General features: G+C 72.0%; 20 protein-coding genes and 1 pseudogene. 15 read left to right on the top strand and 6 right to left on the bottom strand.

Going from position 1 to position 17,295, the window contains the following annotated elements; genetic code table 11:
* Window positions 1-70: 70 nt before the first annotated feature.
* Window positions 71-235 carry a hypothetical protein gene (locus ACFTZL_RS23660; RefSeq protein ID WP_229873351.1) on the bottom strand — a complete coding sequence of 55 codons (165 nt, stop codon included), beginning with the start codon at window positions 233-235 and terminating at the stop codon, window positions 71-73.
* Window positions 236-457: 222 nt separating this feature from the next.
* Here ACFTZL_RS23660 and ACFTZL_RS23655 point away from each other — a divergent pair, with 222 nt between their 5' ends.
* The 4 genes from ACFTZL_RS23655 to ACFTZL_RS23640 all read left to right on the top strand — a co-directional run bounded on the left by ACFTZL_RS23655 (window position 458) and on the right by ACFTZL_RS23640 (window position 4,466).
* A complete protein-coding gene (locus ACFTZL_RS23655; RefSeq protein ID WP_382586201.1) occupies window positions 458-1,669 on the top strand; it encodes an NYN domain-containing protein in 1,212 nt (403 codons plus the stop codon).
* Window positions 1,670-1,792: 123 nt separating this feature from the next.
* A complete protein-coding gene (locus ACFTZL_RS23650) occupies window positions 1,793-2,767 on the top strand; it encodes an ABC transporter ATP-binding protein (protein WP_382586198.1) in 975 nt (324 codons plus the stop codon).
* 107 nt (window positions 2,768-2,874) lie between these two features.
* The gene (locus tag ACFTZL_RS23645) at window positions 2,875-3,696 is read left to right on the top strand and encodes an ABC transporter permease (RefSeq protein ID WP_382586196.1); all 822 of its coding nucleotides are present in this window, start codon (window positions 2,875-2,877) and stop codon (window positions 3,694-3,696) included.
* 56 nt (window positions 3,697-3,752) lie between these two features.
* Window positions 3,753-4,466 (top strand): AAA family ATPase, encoded by a 714-nt coding sequence (locus ACFTZL_RS23640; RefSeq protein WP_382586193.1) that lies wholly within the window; start codon window positions 3,753-3,755, stop codon window positions 4,464-4,466.
* 101 nt (window positions 4,467-4,567) lie between these two features.
* Here the strand turns inward: ACFTZL_RS23640 and ybaK are convergent, their stop codons facing one another.
* From ybaK to ACFTZL_RS23620, 4 genes are all read right to left on the bottom strand, one after another.
* Complete coding sequence (ybaK, locus tag ACFTZL_RS23635; RefSeq protein WP_382586190.1) at window positions 4,568-5,074, bottom strand: Cys-tRNA(Pro) deacylase; 507 nt, start codon at window positions 5,072-5,074, stop codon at window positions 4,568-4,570.
* A gap of 11 nt (window positions 5,075-5,085) precedes the next feature.
* Window positions 5,086-5,826 carry an LON peptidase substrate-binding domain-containing protein gene (locus ACFTZL_RS23630; RefSeq protein WP_382586187.1) on the bottom strand — a complete coding sequence of 247 codons (741 nt, stop codon included), beginning with the start codon at window positions 5,824-5,826 and terminating at the stop codon, window positions 5,086-5,088.
* 11 nt (window positions 5,827-5,837) lie between these two features.
* The gene (locus ACFTZL_RS23625; RefSeq protein WP_382586184.1) at window positions 5,838-6,869 is read right to left on the bottom strand and encodes a hypothetical protein; all 1,032 of its coding nucleotides are present in this window, start codon (window positions 6,867-6,869) and stop codon (window positions 5,838-5,840) included.
* A gap of 121 nt (window positions 6,870-6,990) precedes the next feature.
* Entirely contained in the window at window positions 6,991-8,568 is a 1,578-nt protein-coding gene (locus ACFTZL_RS23620) for an oxidoreductase (protein WP_382586181.1), read from the bottom strand.
* A gap of 178 nt (window positions 8,569-8,746) precedes the next feature.
* On the opposite strand from ACFTZL_RS23620, the gene hisD reads away from it, so the two are divergent.
* Genes hisD through hisF form a run of 8 tightly spaced genes read left to right on the top strand, consistent with a single transcriptional unit; the run spans window position 8,747 to window position 14,460 of the window.
* Entirely contained in the window at window positions 8,747-10,072 is a 1,326-nt protein-coding gene (gene hisD, locus ACFTZL_RS23615) for a histidinol dehydrogenase (protein ID WP_382586178.1), read from the top strand.
* Window positions 10,069-11,175 carry a histidinol-phosphate transaminase gene (locus ACFTZL_RS23610; RefSeq protein ID WP_382586175.1) on the top strand — a complete coding sequence of 369 codons (1,107 nt, stop codon included), beginning with the start codon at window positions 10,069-10,071 and terminating at the stop codon, window positions 11,173-11,175. Before hisD ends, ACFTZL_RS23610 begins: the two co-directional genes overlap by 4 nt.
* The gene (gene hisB, locus ACFTZL_RS23605) at window positions 11,172-11,765 is read left to right on the top strand and encodes an imidazoleglycerol-phosphate dehydratase HisB (RefSeq protein ID WP_030248649.1); all 594 of its coding nucleotides are present in this window, start codon (window positions 11,172-11,174) and stop codon (window positions 11,763-11,765) included. Before ACFTZL_RS23610 ends, hisB begins: the two co-directional genes overlap by 4 nt.
* Complete coding sequence (locus ACFTZL_RS23600) at window positions 11,762-11,926, top strand: hypothetical protein (RefSeq protein ID WP_355826654.1); 165 nt, start codon at window positions 11,762-11,764, stop codon at window positions 11,924-11,926. Before hisB ends, ACFTZL_RS23600 begins: the two co-directional genes overlap by 4 nt.
* A complete protein-coding gene (gene hisH / locus ACFTZL_RS23595; RefSeq protein ID WP_382586171.1) occupies window positions 11,923-12,567 on the top strand; it encodes an imidazole glycerol phosphate synthase subunit HisH in 645 nt (214 codons plus the stop codon). The genes ACFTZL_RS23600 and hisH overlap by 4 nt, the downstream gene beginning before the upstream one ends.
* Complete coding sequence (priA, locus tag ACFTZL_RS23590; RefSeq protein WP_382586168.1) at window positions 12,567-13,307, top strand: bifunctional 1-(5-phosphoribosyl)-5-((5-phosphoribosylamino)methylideneamino)imidazole-4-carboxamide isomerase/phosphoribosylanthranilate isomerase PriA; 741 nt, start codon at window positions 12,567-12,569, stop codon at window positions 13,305-13,307. The genes hisH and priA overlap by 1 nt, the downstream gene beginning before the upstream one ends.
* A complete protein-coding gene (locus tag ACFTZL_RS23585; protein WP_184596613.1) occupies window positions 13,304-13,708 on the top strand; it encodes a RidA family protein in 405 nt (134 codons plus the stop codon). The genes priA and ACFTZL_RS23585 overlap by 4 nt, the downstream gene beginning before the upstream one ends.
* Entirely contained in the window at window positions 13,705-14,460 is a 756-nt protein-coding gene (hisF, locus tag ACFTZL_RS23580) for an imidazole glycerol phosphate synthase subunit HisF (RefSeq protein ID WP_382586165.1), read from the top strand. The genes ACFTZL_RS23585 and hisF overlap by 4 nt, the downstream gene beginning before the upstream one ends.
* Before the next feature lie 40 nt (window positions 14,461-14,500).
* Here the strand turns inward: hisF and ACFTZL_RS23575 are convergent, their stop codons facing one another.
* Window positions 14,501-15,136, bottom strand: coding sequence for a TIGR03085 family metal-binding protein (locus tag ACFTZL_RS23575; RefSeq protein WP_382586162.1), 636 nt, complete (start codon window positions 15,134-15,136; stop codon window positions 14,501-14,503).
* A gap of 84 nt (window positions 15,137-15,220) precedes the next feature.
* Between ACFTZL_RS23575 and hisI the strand changes: the two genes are divergently transcribed.
* From hisI to ACFTZL_RS23560, 3 genes and pseudogenes are all read left to right on the top strand, one after another.
* A complete protein-coding gene (gene hisI / locus ACFTZL_RS23570; RefSeq protein ID WP_382586159.1) occupies window positions 15,221-15,607 on the top strand; it encodes a phosphoribosyl-AMP cyclohydrolase in 387 nt (128 codons plus the stop codon).
* A gap of 11 nt (window positions 15,608-15,618) precedes the next feature.
* Complete coding sequence (locus ACFTZL_RS23565) at window positions 15,619-17,100, top strand: anthranilate synthase component I (RefSeq protein WP_382586156.1); 1,482 nt, start codon at window positions 15,619-15,621, stop codon at window positions 17,098-17,100.
* Between the two features lie 41 nt (window positions 17,101-17,141).
* Window positions 17,142-17,295 (top strand): annotated as a pseudogene (locus ACFTZL_RS23560) (TIGR02234 family membrane protein); the annotation flags it as partial.

Genomic DNA, 17,295 nt, shown 5'->3' with positions numbered 1-17,295 from the left:
ACCCGGTACCGGGTACGCCCCTCACGCATATGCGCAAGTCAGTGGGTCTCAACGACCCGTCACGCAGATGTCAGTTGTGACCGAAGCTGCGCTTCCGCTTACGGGTCGCCATGTCGCCCGGGGCGGCGACCTCGACTTCGGGCTGGGGCTCCGTCTGCGCCGCGGGGCTGCGGTCCGCCCGCTGGCCACGCTCGGTGGGACGCTGCTTGCGTTCACGGTTCTTGTTCTTGGCCATGGTGGTGCCTCCTGTGGGGGATCTAGGGGCCAGGGCCGGGACCAGATTCACACAGGCCGACAACGATCGCATGTCGGACAATTACCGTGCGTGACAGGGCTGGTCGGAGCGGGAACCCCGGAAACGCCACGCCGAAGATCGAGTTCCGGCCGTTAACCTCCGCGCCGTCGGGCAGACTCGAAGCAAGCCCGAAGCAAACCTCCTGGGAAGAGGGTGAGTCGTGTGGACCGCTGCATCGTCCTGGTGGACGCCGGGTATCTGCTGGGAGCCGCGGCGAGTCTCCTCGCCGGGGAGCCATCGCGATCCCGTATCACCGTCGACCACACGGCCCTCATCCAGGGGCTGCGCGAACGCGCCGAGTCCGATACGCAGCAGCCCCTGCTGCGCATCTACTGGTTCGACGGCGCCCCCGACCGCGTCCCGCAACCGGAGCACCGCCGACTGCGCGTGATGCCCCGGGTCACCGTCCGGCTCGGCGCGCTGACCCGCAGCGACGGCCGCTGGGCGCAGAAGGGCGTGGACGCCGCGATGCACGCCGAGCTCACCGAGCTGGCCCGCAACCGCGCCTGCTCCGACGTCGTCCTCGTCACCGGCGACGGCGACCTGCTGCCCGGCATGATGGCCGCCAAGGAGCACGGCGTCGCCGTCCACCTGTGGGCCGTCCAGGCCGCCGACGGCGACTACAACCAGTCCGAGGACCTGGTCGCCGAGGCCGACGAGCGGCGCGTCCTGGACCGGACGTGGATCACCAAGGCGGTCCGCGCCAAGGAGTACACCGGCGTGTGCGCCCCGCAGCCCGTGCCCCGGCCCGAGATCGCCGCGATCCTCTCCGCGCCGCTGCCCGAGTCCTCGCTCGCCGCCACGGCCGAGCGGACCGCCCCGCCGCCCCCGCACCCGGTGGCCGGCCCCGGGCAGAACGGCACCGAGGAGCGGGTCCCCGCCCCCAAAGGCGTCCCCACGCCCAAAGACCTGGCGGCCCTGCGCGCCCCCGGAACCCAGCCCGCCCAGCCCCCCGCCTCCGCCACCCTTCGCTGGTCCTCCGACAAGGGCTGGGTCGACCGGCCCACGGCCGAGCCCCCAGAGGCCGCCTCGATGCCGACGCTCGCCCAGCTGACCACGGCCGAGCAGCGGTGGGCCGACCGCGAGGAGGACATCACCACGGTCGGCGGCGACCCGTACGAGGTGGGGCAGGTCTTCGCACGGCGCTGGGTGGAGCGCCTCGGCGACCAGGGCCAGCTGCCGAAACTGTCCGGGATGTACCCGCGCATCCCGCACCGGGTCGACGGGGAGCTGCTGCGCTACGCCGCCCGCTTCGGACTGCTCGCCCACAAGGACGACCAGATCGACGAGCGGGACCGTTACGCCATCCGGGCCGGTTTCTGGCGGGAGATCGGCGTGCGCACGGGCGTGGAGCACACGCCCGTCGGCGACTGAGATCCTTGCGAGCGGATTTCCCGGAACGGACCGACCCGAGAACCGGCCGGGGTTCCCGACCCCGTAGTCTCGTCCCTTGTGAGTAAGCGCGCGGCACAGGCATTTCGGCACGATGGTGACGTCGTGTGCGCGGTCCGCGGGCTGACCAAGACCTATCCGGCGGTCCGGGGCCGGCGCGGCGCGCCCGGAACACCCGAGGTCCGGGCCACGGACGACGTACGGCTGAACATCCGGCGCGGCGAGATCTTCGGCCTGCTCGGGCCGAACGGCGCCGGCAAGTCCACCCTCGTACGGCAGCTCACCGGGCTGATGCGGCCCGACCGCGGCAGCGTGGAGATCCTCGGGCACGACATCGTGCGCCACCCGGAACGGGCCGCGCGCATCCTCGCCTACCTCGGGCAGGAGTCGACCGCCCTCGACGAGCTGACCGTGTCGCTCGCCGCCGAGACCACCGGGCGGCTGCGCGGCCTGGACGTACGGGCCGCGCGGGCCGAGCGGGACGACGTACTCGACGAGCTGGGGCTCGCGACCCTCGCCGGGCGGCCGCTGAAGAAGCTCTCCGGGGGCCAGCGGCGCCTGGCGTGCTTCGCCGCGGCACTGGTGGGGGAGCGGTCGCTGCTCGTGCTCGACGAGCCGACCTCCGGCATGGACCCGGTGGCGCGGCGGGCCGTGTGGTCCGCCGTCGACCGGCGACGCGCCGAACGGGGGACGACGGTGCTGCTCGTCACCCACAACGTCATCGAGGCCGAGACCGTACTGGACCGGGTGGCCGTCCTCGACCGGGGGAAGGTGATCGCCTGCGACACCCCGGCCGGGCTCAAGGAACAGGTCGCCGGTGAGGTGCGGGTGGAGCTGGTGTGGCGGGACGCGGCACCGCTGCACGTCCCCGAGGTGGCCGCGCTGCGGGACCGCGTCGTGGAGTCGGGCCGCCGCTGGACGCTCCGGCTCGGGCCCGAGGAGGCCCGGGCGGTCGTCGCCACCGTCACCGGCGGGGCCGCCTTCGCCGCGCTGGACGACTTCACGCTGGCCACGCCGAGCCTGGAGGACGTGTACCTGGCCCTGGGCGGTGCCGTGCAGCAGGGGCTGGTGAAGGCGTGAGGAGTACCGGGGCCCTGAGTGCGGGGGACTTGAGCGCACAGGCCGCCGCATACGTACCGAACAGGGCGACTGCCGCAGTGGACCCGAGCGAAGGGGAGCAGCGCGACGTGAGTGTCGTACCCGCCGATGTCCTGCCGGGCAGTGCCCTGGCCGCGGAGGAGCCCGCCGTGTGCGCGGCCGAGCTCGGGCCCAGGGCACGGCTGTGGCCTTCGCTGGCGGCCGTGTACCGGGCGCAGCTCTCCCGGGCGCGGGTCGCGCGGATCCCGCTGCTGTTCGTGGCGACCTTCCAGTCGATCGGCATCATGATCCTGATGCGCGGGGTCGTGGACGACGGGGCGGAGGCGCAGGCGGTCGTCGCCGGCTCGTCGGTCCTGGTCGTCGCCTTCGTCGCGCTGAACCTGCTCGCGCAGTACTTCGGGCAGCTCCGGGCCAGTGGCGGACTCGACCACTACGCGACCCTGCCGGTGCCGCCGGCGGCGGTGGTGCTGGGCGCGGCGGGCGCGTACGCCTCCTTCACCGTGCCGGGGACGATCGTGACGGCGGTGTTCGGCTGCGCCCTGTTCGGGCTGCCGCTGGCCCATCTGTGGGTCCTGATGGCCGTGATCCCGCTCGCGGGCGCCGCGCTCGCCGGGCTGGGGGCGGCGCTGGGGCTGCTCGCGCCCCGGCCGGAGCTGGCCACGCTGCTCGGACAGCTCGGCATGTCGGCGGCGCTGCTGCTGGGCGTGCTGCCTGCGGACCGGATGCCGGAGGTCGTGCGCTTCGCGCGGGATCTGCTGCCGTCGACCTACGGGGTCGAGGCCTTCGCGCGGACGTTCGGACCGCATCCCGACTGGGCCTTCGTGCTCGGTGACCTCGCCGTGTGCGCGGTGGTGGGCGTCGTCTCGCTGGCCGTGGCGACCTGGGCGTACCGCCGGGCGGCCGTCCGGTGAGCGCGGAGCGGTCGTCCGGTGACGCGGCGCACAGGCGGGACTGGCACGATGGCAGGGTGACCGCACCACTGACTCCGCCACCGCCACCGCATGAACGTTCCGCGCAGGATGCGTGGCAGCCGCCGGCCACCGGGCCCGGGGCGAACGGGCCCCAGGCTCCCGGGTCTCAGCACGCCGAGCACGCCGAGTACGCCGGGCACGGCTGGTACGGACAGGACGGCCCCGGCATGAAGACCGAAGTACGGGAAGCCGCCGTGATCTCGCTGGCCGTCGCGCTCGGCGGGGTGCTGCTCGGAGTGCTGTGGTGGTGGCTCGCCCCGCACGTGCCGCTGGTCGGTGACGTGGTGGAGGGCAACTGGGTCGTCTACCTCAAGGACACCGAGGGCGAGCAGGCTGTCGGGGTCGACGGCACGTTCACGCTGCTCGGGCTGGGCCTCGGGGTCGTCAGCGCGCTGGTCGTGTTCCTGCTGCGGCGGCGCGGGGGTGTGCCGCTGGTGGTGGGACTGGCTGTCGGCGGGCTGCTCGGATCGCTGCTGGCGTGGCGGATCGGGGTGTGGCTCGGGCCCGCGGAGGATGTCATCGCGCGGGCGCGGGATGTGGGGCGGGGGGTGACGTTCTCCGCGCCGCTGAAGCTGGGGGCGAAGGGGGCGTTGCTGGCCTGGCCGCTTGCCGCGCTGGTGTTGCATCTGGGGCTTACGGCGTTGTTCGGGCCTCGGGATCCTGAGCCGGAGTTTCCCGAGGGGCCGTATCAGGCGCCGCCTGCTGCGTAGGTGCTCGGCGTTGGGGCTGGGGGGGGGGGGGCGCGCAGCCCGGCGTAGCGGGGTGCCGCTGCGCCCACCCGTGCCGCCCTCAGCGGCACGATTGCCCGCAGCTAGAGGAGCCGCCCGATGGAAGCCAAGACCGCTTCTGTCAGCTTCTGGAGATCCTCCGGCGACAGTTCCACCTCCAGGCCCCTCCGGCCCGCCGAGACGCAGATCGTCGGGTGGGTCGAGGCCGACTCGTCGAGGACCGTCCGGAGTTTCTTGCGCTGGCCCAAGGGTGAGATGCCGCCCCTGACATAGCCCGTCGTGCGTTCGGCCAGGGTCGGGTCGGCCATGGTGGCGCGTTTGCCGCCGACGGCCGATGCCAGGGACTTGAGGTCCAGTTGGCCCGCCACCGGGACCACCGCGACCGTCAACGCGCCGTCGACGTCCGCCACCAGGGTCTTGAACACCCGGTCCGGTGAGACGCCCATCGCCTCGGCCGCCTCCTCGCCGTAGGAGGGGTGGGCGGGGTCGTGGTCGTAGGAGTGGACGGCGAAGTCCACGCCCGCCGTCGTGAGCGCGACCGTGGCGGGCGTGCCCCCCGGCTGCTGTTGCTTCTTCGACTTCTTCGCCATGCCGGTCCGCTTCAGTTGAGGCTCATCGGGCCGCGCGTCAGTTCCGACGCCGGCAACGACGGCAGATTACGGATGATGGCCGTCTCCGAGCGAAGGAGTTTCAGCTCGTCGCGCAGGCGGGACGCCGTGTCGGGGGCCTGGAGCAGGCGTTGCTTGGACGGGGTGTCCAGCATCATCGCCGCCGCCACCAGATACGACACCACGCCCGGCTCGTCGGGCAGCTCGGCGCCGGTCGCCAGGGAGCGTTCCCGCGCGCCGGCCAGCCGCTTCTGGTACTGGCGGAAGGACCGCAGCACCCCTTCGGCCAACGGCGCGGCCTCGTCCCCCGGCTCCTCGGGCAGCGTCTCCAGCTCGGCCGTCAGAAAGGGACCGGACGCGTCGACGGACAGCAGCCGCACCCGGGAGGTGCCGGTCGCCAGCACTTCGAAGGAGCCGTCGGTCCGCTCCCGGATCGTCGCCGCGTCCGCCACACAGCCCACCTTGTGGAACGCCTTGACCGGGTCGGCGCCGAAACCGGCCAGGGGGCCCCGTTCGGGCAGGGCTGTCGGGTCGGGCATGCCGGGCGCGCTCAAGGCCACCTCGTGGCCGTCGCGGATCGCCACGACGGCGAACCGGCGCGGCTCGTCCTCCGGGGTCTTCAGCAGTTCGCGCATCATGGCGCGATACCGCTCCTCGAAGACGTTGAGCGGGAGCACGAGCCCCGGGAACAGCACCGAGTTCAGGGGGAAGAGGGGGAGCCGGACGGTGGTCACGACGCAAAAGCCTAATGGTCGCCGGAGCGGACTCGTCCGCCCCGTTCACTCCGTGGATGCCAGGACGGCTGACCTGCCGTCGCGGCACGGACGTCGTCGCGCACCCGCAGGAAGTGTCCGAGCGGGTCGTCCGACACCTGGTCCCAGGGGAACGAGGTGGCGTACGGGCCGTTCAGCCGTAGCTGCTCGGCGGCGTCCGGCCAGCGCTCCAGGCACACCAGGACGAAGATCAGCAGGTTCCGCATCCGGGCGGGCCAGGGGTCGGCCGCCGGCAGCAGCGGGGACAGCGCGATCGCCCGGTCGGCGGCCGCGTCCAGCCGCTCGCGCGGCACCTGGGGTCCGCAGCCGTCGGTCAGGTAGCCGAAGGCCGCCCGGAGCGGGAGTGCCTGGGCGAGCGCGTCGGCGGGCGCGTCCTGTGCGGCCCGGTCGGCGAAGTCGAAGCACTCCTGGTGCGAACCGTGCCAGGAGGCGGCCAGATAGCGCAGGGCGGCCACATGGGAGCCGTAGTGGTGCGGTGCACGGCGTACGGCCGCCGCCCACAGCTCCTCGAAGTACTTGTGCCCGGCCTGCGCGCCCCGCGCGTGGTCGAGCGCGAGCCGCCACGGCACCGGGTCCCGCTGGTCGCCCCGGGCCGCGGCCGTGAGCAGCGGGCTCACCTCGCGCAGCAGCTCGGTGCGGGCCGGCGAGAGCCAGGCGCGGTCCACCGCGAGCTGGGCCCCGACCAGCAGCGCGTCGGGGTCGTGCGGGGCGGTGGCGAGCCAGGCGTCGAGCCATTCGGGGCGCGAGCGGGCGAAGGCGGCCAGCCGGGTCACGTACCGGTCGCGTCGCTCCCACTCGGCCGCCGCGCGGGTGGCGTGGAGCAGCCCGGCGGCCGGTCCGTGATCGCCGCGGGCGGCGGCGACCAGGGCCGGACTCAGCCGTGCGTCGGGCGCGTCGAGCAGCACCTCGTCGTCGGCGCACGGCCCGCCGACGGGGTGGGGGGCGGTCCTTGTCATCCGGCTCGCGCGGATGAACGGGAGCTGCAGAGCCATGGTGTCGACCATTGAAAGACCGCTGGTCACAGCGGCGCCAGGTGGTTAGGGGAACTCGCCGAAAGTTGTACGCCTCATGGTCAAGAGAAGGTAAAGGTGTGACAGTTCAATAACTATGGTCACACCGGCAACATCAGTTGCGCCGCAGCAATCGCGTGGCCCCCGCCGCCACCGTCGTCGCCAGGATCCAGCCCAGCAGGATCATCGCCGTCGCCAGCCACTGCCAGCCCCCGCGCAACTGCCAGTAGCCCACCTGGCCCAGGTCGATGACCGGCAGCAGCAGATCGAGCGTGAACAGCGTGGGACTCCACTCCGGATGCTCGCCCCGCTTCAGCGGCGGATGGCCGGCCTGCGCGAAGGCGAACGAGCCCGCCGCCCACAGCACCGCCATCCACACGGCGGCCCGGCCCGGCCGGTACCCGTAGGCGACCGTCAAGTCCTGCACATAGCCCCACAGCTTGGCGGCCGGCGGCAGGCCCTCGCGGTGCCGGCGCTGCTTGGCGAGCAGCACCTCACGGGCGTCCTCGTCCTCCCCGCCGGCCCGCAGCACGGACGCGAGGCGCTCGTACGGCTCCGGGTTGTACTCGGCGGTCGCCGCCGCCACCCAGTCCAGCCGCTCGGCCAGCGGGAACGGGCCGCGCGGCACGAGGTTCTCGTAGGCGAAGCCGCCCATGTGCAGCCGCCCCGGGCCGGGCCAGGCGTCCGCCCGGTCCATCAGGTTGATGATCTTCGCCCCCGACAGCACCACCCGACCGCGCGCCGGATGCTCCCCGAGGAACCGCAGCTCGGGTGTCTGCACCCGGCGCAGTGACAGCTCCTGGTCGTCGGTGAGGGCGAAGCGGGCCCGCTCGAAGTCGACGGCGTCGCCGAACCGCCCGTCGTCGAGCCGGATCCCGCCCTCGCACTCGAACCGCTGGATCCGCGTGCCGCGCGCCGGGGTCATCCCGCTCATCGCCTGGGCGCCGACCCCCGCCGGGGTCAGATACAGGCTGCGCTCGACGGTGAGCTGCGGGGCGTTCAGCGCGAGCCGCTCGTAGGGATTGGCCAGGCATGCGCCCCGCAGGCTCAGCGAGACGCCGATGGTGGCGGCGCGCAGGCTCAGCTCGCCGTGCGACTCCAGCAGCTCGGCCTGTAAGTCCTGGCCGACGGTCAGGCCGTCCGCGGCGATCGACCGGCCGCTGCGGTCCCGGTGCACGATCGCCTGGTTGAGCATCAGGTCCGTGCCGATCTGCGCGTCCGTGATCCGGATGCCGCGATGGAAACGGCAGCGCGGCAGATGCAGATCGCCCTCGGTGTGCACCCGGGCGGCCTCGAGCCGCGGCACCGAGCAGTCCACCATCCGCAGGGTCGTGAAGCGGGCCTCCGGCAGCAGCACGTCCTGCTCGAACCGGCACTGGCGCATCTCGACGTACGGCACCACCGTGCCCCCCGCGAGATCCAGCGAGCCGCTGATCCGTATGCCGGCCAGCTTCAGCGCCGACACCCGGCCGGCCAGGGCGGGCGGGCCGTCGAGGAGCAGCCAGCAGACGATCCGGGCCCGCACCGTCCGCTCCTCGCCCCACGGCCGGCCGCCGTGCGGATCGTCCACCAGCGGGTCGCCGCTGCTCAGGTCGTACACGCTGCCGTTGCGGAAGGCCTGCCACATGCCGGCCTCGGCCGCGGTCAGGTCTTCGGGCACATCCCCGGCACGCACGCCGGCCCCCTCGGTCACGTCTTTCCCTTCCTCCCCGGGTACTCGCGGGTTGGTTTCTTCGTACAACTGTTCATGCCCGCTGGGTGACGCCCCGAACGCGAAACGTGAAGGGGATGTTCCGGCTTCCCTCGGCGTTCTGTATCAGCCATTGATACGCGCGGACGACGCCTCACCCGGGTCTGAGAGAATTGAGCACGTGATCTCCCGAATCGATCTGCGCGGCGACGCCCTCCCCGAGGGCACCGCCCTGCGTGACCTGCTGCCCCGAGCCGAATTCGACGTAGCGGCCGCCCTGGAGAAGGTGCGTCCGATCTGCGAGGACGTGCATCATCGGGGCGACGCGGCGCTGATCGACTTCGCCGAGCGGTTCGACGGGGTCAGGCTCGACCAGGTGCGGGTGCCGGCCGCCGCGCTCACCCGCGCGCTGGAGGAACTCGACCCGGCCGTGCGCGCGGCCCTCGAGGAGTCCATCCGCCGCGCCCGGATCGTGCACCGCGCGCAGCGCCGCGACACGCACACCACCCAGGTGGTGCCCGGCGGCGCCGTGACCGAGAAGTGGGTACCGGTCCAGCGGGTCGGGCTCTACGCGCCCGGCGGGCGCTCCGTGTACCCGTCCTCCGTGATCATGAACGTGGTGCCCGCGCAGGAGGCCGGCGTCGAGTCGATCGCGCTCGCCTCTCCCGCCCAGGCCGCGTTCGACGGCCTGCCGCACCCCACCATCCTCGCCGCCTGCGCGCTGCTCGGCGTCGACGAGGTGTACGCGGCCGGCGGGGCCACGGCCGTCGCGATGTTCGCCTACGGCACCGAGTCCTGCCCGCCCGCCGACATGGTCACAGGCCCCGGCAACATCTGGGTCGCCGCCGCCAAGCGCTACTTCACCGGCAAGATCGGTATCGACGCCGAGGCCGGCCCGACCGAGATCGCGGTCCTCGCCGACGACACGGCCGACCCGGTGCACGTCGCCTCCGACCTGATCAGCCAGGCCGAGCACGACCCGCTGGCCGCCGCCGTGCTCGTCACCGACTCCGTCGAGCTCGCGGACGCCGTGGAGAAGGAACTGGAGCCGCAGATCGCGGCCACCAGGCACGTCGACGACCGGATCGTCCCGGCCCTGTCCGGCAAGCAGTCCGCGATCGTGCTGGTCGACGGCGTCGACGAGGGCCTCAGGGTGGTCGACGCGTACGGCGCCGAGCACCTGGAGATCCAGACGGCCGACGCCGCGGCGGTGGCCGACCGGGTCCGCAACGCCGGCGCGATCTTCATCGGCCCCTGGGCCCCGGTCTCCCTCGGCGACTACGCGGCCGGCTCCAACCACGTCCTGCCCACCGGCGGCTGCGCCTGCCACTCCTCGGGCCTGTCCGTCCAGTCCTTCCTGCGCGGCATCCACATCGTCGACTACACGAAGGACGCGCTGGCCGAGGTCGCGCACCATGTGGTGACGCTGGCGGAGGCGGAGGACCTGCCGGCACACGGTGCGGCGATCAAGGCGAGGTTCGGGTGGAAGGTTCCAGAAGGCAAGTGACAGGCATTGACGATCTCCCCGTACGGGACGAGCTGCGCGGCAAGTCCCCCTACGGCGCGCCCCAGCTCGACGTCCCCGTCCGGCTGAACACCAACGAGAACCCCTACCCGCTGCCCGAGCCGCTGGTCGAGCGCATCGCCGAGCGGGTCCGTGACGCGGCCCGCAACCTCAACCGCTACCCGGACCGGGACGCGGTCGAGCTGCGCACCAAGCTCGCCGAGTACCTGACGGACACCTCCGGCCACGAGGTCGGCCTGGCCAACGTCTGGGCCGCCAACGGCTCCAACGAGGTCATCCAGCAGCTTCTGCAGACCTTCGGCGGGCCGGGCCGTACGGCGATCGGCTTCGAGCCGTCGTACTCGATGCACGGGCTCATCTCGCGCGGCACGGGCACGGGCTGGATCTCCGGTCCCCGCAACGAGGACTTCACGGTCGACCTGGAGGCCGCCGAGAAGGCGATCGCCGAGCACCGGCCCGACGTCGTCTTCGTCACCACGCCCAACAACCCCACGGGCAACGCGGTCCCGCCCGAGACGGTCCTCGCGCTGTACGAGGCCGCGCAGGCGGCCAAGCCGTCGATGGTCGTGGTGGACGAGGCGTACATCGAGTTCAGCCACGGCGACTCGCTGCTGCCGCTGATCGAGGGCCGCCCGAACCTCGTCGTCTCGCGCACGATGTCGAAGGCGTTCGGCGCGGCGGGCCTGCGCCTCGGCTACCTCGCCGCGCATCCGGCCGTCGTGGACGCCGTCCAGCTCGTCCGGCTGCCCTACCACCTGTCGGCCGTCACGCAGGCGACCGCCCTGGCCGCCCTGGAGCACACCGAGACGCTGCTGGGCTACGTCGAGCAGCTCAAGGCCGAGCGGGACCGGCTGGTGCGCGAACTGCGCGCGACGGGCTACGACGTCGTCGAGTCCGATGCCAACTTCGTGCAGTTCGGCAGGTTCGAGGACTCGCACACGGCCTGGCAGAAGATCCTCGACCAGGGTGTCCTGGTCCGGGACAACGGCATCCCCGGGTGGCTGCGGGTGTCGGCCGGAACCCCCGAAGAGAACGACGCGTTCCTCGACGCGGTCCGTGCACTGAAGAAGGAGCAGAGTCAATGAGCCGCACCGGACGCGTGGAGCGGACGACCAAGGAGACCACGGTCCTCGTCGAGATAGACCTCGACGGCACGGGCAAGACGGAGATCTCCACCGGCGTCGGCTTCTACGACCACATGCTCGACCAGCTCGGCCGGCACGGTCTGTTCGACCTGACCGTGAAGACCGAGGGCGATCTGCACATCGACTCGCACCACACCATCGAGGACACCGCCCTCGCGCTCGGCGCCGCCTTCAAGCAGGCCCTCGGCGACAAGGTGGGGATCTACCGCTTCGGCAACTGCACGGTCCCGCTGGACGAGTCCCTCGCGCAGGTCACCGTCGACCTGTCCGGCCGCCCCTACCTCGTGCACACCGAGCCCGAGAAGATGGCGCCGATGATCGGCGAGTACGACACCACGATGACGCGGCACATCCTGGAGTCCTTCGTGGCCCAGGCCCAGATCGCGCTGCACGTGCACGTGCCCTACGGGCGCAACGCGCACCACATCGTGGAGTGCCAGTTCAAGGCGCTGGCCCGGGCCCTGCGCTACGCGTCCGAGCGTGACCCGCGCGCGGCCGGCATCCTCCCGTCCACGAAGGGCGCCCTGTGAACGGCATCTCGACCCTGCTGATCGTCGTCGGCCTGTTCCTCGCCGGCGGGATCTACTCCTTCGTCAAGCAGAAGATGCCCAAGGGCCTGATCGTGCTGCTGTCGATCGGCGCCGCGATGTGTCTCGTGGCCGGCGTCGTGCGGCTGGAGGTGTGGAATTGAGCGCCCCTCAGAAAAGGGTGGTGGTCTTCGACTACGGCTTCGGCAACGTCCGCTCCGCCGAGCGTGCCCTCGCGCGCGCGGGAGCCGACGTCGAGATCACGCGTGACTACGACAAGGCCATGAACGCCGACGGGCTGCTCGTCCCGGGCGTCGGCGCCTTCGCCTCCTGCATGAAGGGCCTGCTCGAGGCGCGCGGCGACTGGATCGTCGACCGCAGGCTGTCCGGCGGCCGCCCGGTCATGGGCATCTGCGTCGGCATGCAGATCCTCTTCGCGCGCGGCATCGAGCACGGAGTGGAGACCGACGGCCTCGACGAGTGGCCCGGCTCGGTCGAGCCGCTCCAGGCCGACGTCGTGCCCCACATGGGCTGGAACACCGTGGAGGCCGCGGCCGGCTCGGAGCTGTTCGCCGGCCTGGACGCGGACGCGCGCTTCTACTTCGTGCACTCCTACGCCGTCCAGGACTGGTCGCTGGAGACCCACAACCCGACCCTCGAGCCCCCCAAGGTGACCTGGTCGACGCACGGCAAGCCGTTCGTCGCGGCCGTCGAGAACGGCGCCCTGTGGGCCACGCAGTTCCACCCCGAGAAGTCCGGCGACGCCGGAGCGCAGCTGCTGAACAACTGGATCGGAACCCTCTGATGTCCCCGAAGTCTTCCGTGAAGCTCGAACTCCTCCCCGCCGTCGACGTCCGTGACGGCCAGGCGGTCCGCCTGGTGCACGGCGAGTCGGGTTCGGAGACCTCCTACGGCTCCCCCCTGGAGGCGGCCCTCGCCTGGCAGCGGTCCGGCGCCGAGTGGCTGCACCTGGTCGACCTGGACGCCGCGTTCGGCACCGGGAACAACCGCGAGCTGATCGCCGAGGTCGCGAAGGCCATGGACATCAAGGTGGAGCTGTCCGGCGGCATCCGCGACGACGACACCCTCGCCGCCGCCCTGGCCACCGGCTGCACCCGGGTGAACCTCGGCACGGCCGCCCTGGAGACCCCCGAGTGGGTCGCCAAGGTCATCGCCGAGTACGGCGACCAGATCGCCGTCGGCCTCGACGTACGGGGCACGACCCTGCGCGGCCGGGGCTGGACCCGCGACGGCGGCGACCTCTACGAGACGCTGGCGCGCCTCGACAAGGAGGGCTGCGCGCGGTACGTCGTCACCGACATCGCCAAGGACGGCACACTCCAGGGACCGAACCTGGAGCTGCTGCGCAATGTGTGCGCCGCCACCGACCGCCCTGTCGTGGCCTCAGGCGGCGTGTCGTCGCTGGACGACCTGCGGGCGATCGCCGGTCTCGTCCCGGCCGGTGTCGAAGGGGCCATCGTCGGGAAGGCCCTGTACGCGAAGGCGTTCACCCTGGAAGAAGCCTTGGAGGCTGTGTCTTCATGACATCCGAAGCCGTACGGCGCGTGCAGAGCGGAAGTCCCTGGGAAGAGTCCTTCGGTTTCGCACGGGCCGTGGCGGCGGGTGACCGCGTCATCGTGGCGGGCACGACCGCCTTCAAGGGCGACGTGCTGTACGGCGACGGTGACCCGTACGAACAGACCAGGGTGGCCTTCGCCAGTGCGGTCGAGGCGATCGGTGAGTTCGGGCTCGGCATCGAGTCCGTGATCCGGACTCGTGTGTGCCTGGCACATTCGCGCGATGTCGATGCGGTGGGCCGCGCCCACAAGGAGCTGTTCGACTCCGTACGCCCGGTCACGACCCTGCTGGTCGTGGAGGGCTTCATCGACTCGCGGGTCCTGGTGTCAGTCGAAGTGGAAGCGTATAGAGGAGCCGTGGATTCATGACCCTGGCGGTCCGAGTCATCCCCTGCCTGGACGTGGACAACGGCCGGGTCGTCAAGGGCGTCAACTTCCAGAACCTGCGCGACGCGGGCGACCCCGTCGAGATGGCCAAGGTGTACGACGCCGAGGGCGCCGACGAGCTGACGTTCCTGGACATCACCGCCTCGTCGGGCAACCGCGAGACGACGTACGACGTGGTGCGCCGCACCGCCGAGCAGGTCTTCATCCCGCTCACGGTCGGCGGCGGCGTCCGCACGGCCGAGGACGTGGACAAGCTGTTGCGGGCCGGCGCGGACAAGGTCGGCGTCAACACGGCGGCGATCGCCCGCCCCGACCTGATCCGCGAGATCGCCGAGCGCTTCGGCCGGCAGGTGCTGGTCCTCTCGGTGGACGCCCGCCGCACCGAGGCGGGCTCCTTCGAGGTCACCACCCACGGTGGCCGGAAGGGCACCGGCATCGACGCCGTCGAGTGGGCACACCGGGCCGCCGAGCTGGGCGCGGGCGAGATCCTGCTCAACTCGATGGACGCGGACGGCACGAAGGACGGCTACGACCTGGAGATGATCCAGGCCGTACGCAAGCACGTGACCGTCCCCGTCATCGCCTCGGGCGGCGCCGGCAAGCTCACCGACTTCCCGCCGGCCGTAGCGGCGGGCGCCGACGCGGTGCTGGCCGCGTCGGTCTTCCACTTCGGGGACCTGCGCATCGGCCAGGTCAAGGAGACACTGCGGGAGGCGGGTCACCCGGTGCGGTGACGTCCTTTGAGCGCCCGCGCCCCGGCCGCTGACGCCCGTCTCAGATGCCCAGCTGCTTCGTCTCGTGCAGTTTCGCGATCGCGTTCTCGTCGCCGTCCAGGTCGACCTTGGCCGCGCTCTGCCGGCCGTAGGAGAACAGGACCAGCTCGGAGGGCTCGCCGGTCACCGTGACCACCGGGGTGCCGCGCTGGGCGACCGTCGTCTGGCCGTCGGGGCGGCGCAGGACCAGGCCCGTCGGGACGCCGCGGCCCATCAGCCGGGCGGTGCGTTCCAGACGGGACCACAGGGCGTCCTGGAAGACCGCGTCGAGCTCGCGCGCGGACCAGTCGGACTGGGCGCGCCGGACGTCCTCCGTGTGGACGTAGAACTCGATGAGGTTCGACATCTCGTCGACCGGCTTGAGGGAGAAGGGCGAGAAGCGCGGCGGGCCCGTACGGATCAGCTGGATCAGCTCCTCGTACGGCTTTCCGGTGTACTCGGCCATCACCCGGTCCAGACGCGACGCGAGCTGCTTGATCAGTATCCCGCCGGCGGCGTCCGGGCGGCGCTCGCGCACCACCACGTGCGCGGCGAGGTCCCGGGTCGTCCAGCCCTCGCACAGGGTGGGCGCGTCCGGGCCCGCGGTCTCCAACAGATCGGCGAGGAGAAGTCGTTCACGCTTGGCATGGGTCGACATGCGGCCCAGCCTACGACCGCGCAAGGGGTCCGCCCAGTGGACACTCCATCTGGCCTGTCAGTGGCGCCCGGCACAATGGACCACATGACCAGCACGCCCAGCCGCCTCGACCCGGAGATCGCCGCGCGCCTCAAGCGCAGCGCCGACGGCCTCCTGCCCGCCATCGCCCAGCAGTACGACACCGGAGAGGTGCTGATGCTCGGCTGGATGGATGACGAGGCACTGCATCGCACCCTGACCACCGGCCGCTGCACGTACTGGTCCCGCAGCCGCCAGGAGTACTGGGTCAAGGGCGACACCTCCGGCCACTTCCAGTGGGTCAGGTCCGTCGCCCTGGACTGCGACGCCGACACCGTGCTCATCAAGGTCGACCAGGTCGGCGCCGCCTGCCACACCGGGGCCCGCACCTGCTTCGACGAGGACGTGCTGCTCAAGGACGGCGGTTCGGACGCCGCCGCCGCGGATCAGTAAGGTCAGCCGCCATGGACCTCGAGACGTTCCGCAAGCTCGCCACCGACCGGCGGGTCATCCCGGTCACCCGCAAGCTCCTCGCCGACGGCGACACCCCGGTCGCGCTCTACCGCAAGCTCGCGGCCGAGCGCCCCGGCACCTTCCTGCTGGAGTCCGCCGAGAACGGCCGCTCCTGGTCCCGGTACTCGTTCGTCGGAGTCCGCAGCGCCGGCACGCTGACCACGCGCGACGGACAGGCGCACTGGCTCGGCACCCCGCCCGTCGGCGTCCCCACCGACGGCGACCCGCTCGCCGCCCTGCGCGCCACCATCGAGGTCCTGCACACCCCGCACCAGGAGGGCATGCCGCCCTTCACCGGCGGCATGGTGGGCTATCTCGGCTACGACATCGTCCGCCGCCTGGAGAAGATCGGCCCCGGCGAGCGCGACGACCTGAAGCTGCCCGAGCTGACCATGCTCCTCACCAGCGACCTCGCCGTCATGGACCACTGGGAGGGCTCGGTCCTGCTGATCGCCAACGCGATCAACCACAACGACCTCGACACCGGTGTCGACGAGGCGTACGCGGACGCCATCGCCCGTCTCGACGCCATGGAGGCGGACCTCTCGCGCGCGGTGGCCCAGCCCCCCGCCGTCCTGCCGCCCTCCGAGGTCCCCGAGTACTCCGCGCTCTGGGGCGGCCCCGACTTCCAGGAGGCCGTCGAGGACATCAAGGAGCGCATCCGGGCGGGCGAGGCCTTCCAGGTCGTCCCCTCCCAGCGCTTCGAGACGCCGTGCACCGCGAGCGCGCTGGACGTCTACCGGGTCCTCAGGGCGACCAACCCGTCGCCGTACATGTACCTGTTCCGTTTCGACGGGTTCGACGTCGCCGGCTCGTCCCCCGAGGCCCTGGTCAAGGTCGAGGACGGACAGGCCATGGTCCACCCCATCGCCGGCACCCGCTGGCGCGGCGCCACCCCGCAGGAGGACCAGGCCCTCGCCGACGAACTCCTCGCCGACCCCAAGGAGCGCGCCGAGCACCTCATGCTCGTCGACCTGGGCCGCAACGACCTGGGGCGGGTCTGCGAGCCCGGCTCGGTCGAGGTCGTCGACTTCATGTCCATCGAGAAGTACTCGCACGTCATGCACATCGTCTCGACGGTGACGGGCCGCGTCGCCCCGGGCCGCACGGCCTTCGACGTCCTCACCGCCTGCTTCCCGGCCGGCACCCTCTCCGGCGCCCCGAAGCCCCGCGCCATGCAGATCATCGACGAACTCGAACCGTCCCGGCGCGGGCTGTACGGCGGGTGCGTCGGCTATCTCGACTTCGCGGGCGACTCCGACACCGCCATCGCCATCCGCACGGCCCTGCTGCGCGACGGCACCGCCTACGTCCAGGCGGGCGCGGGCATCGTCGCCGACTCCGACCCGGTCGCCGAGGACACCGAGTGCCGCAACAAGGCGGCGGCGGTCCTGCGGGCCGTCCACACGGCGAACCGGCTGGGAAAGGCCTGAGATGAACCCCGGGTGACGGTTCGCCCGGGGTTCAGGCGATAGTGGGATACGTGACTGCCGTACCGCACCCACGTTCCCAAGCCTCCGGATCCGCCCGGGCCGGCCGCCTGAGCCTCGCCGTCGCACTGCTGTGCGGCGCGCTCGGCGCGGCCGTGGCGCTGCTCGCCACCCGGCAGAGCTGGTCGGAGGGCACCG

The sequence above is a fragment of the Streptomyces sp. NPDC056948 genome, assembly GCF_042674225.1.
GTDB classification, from domain to species: domain Bacteria; phylum Actinomycetota; class Actinomycetes; order Streptomycetales; family Streptomycetaceae; genus Streptomyces; species Streptomyces purpurascens.
This window is presented reverse-complemented; position numbering and strand designations above follow the sequence as displayed.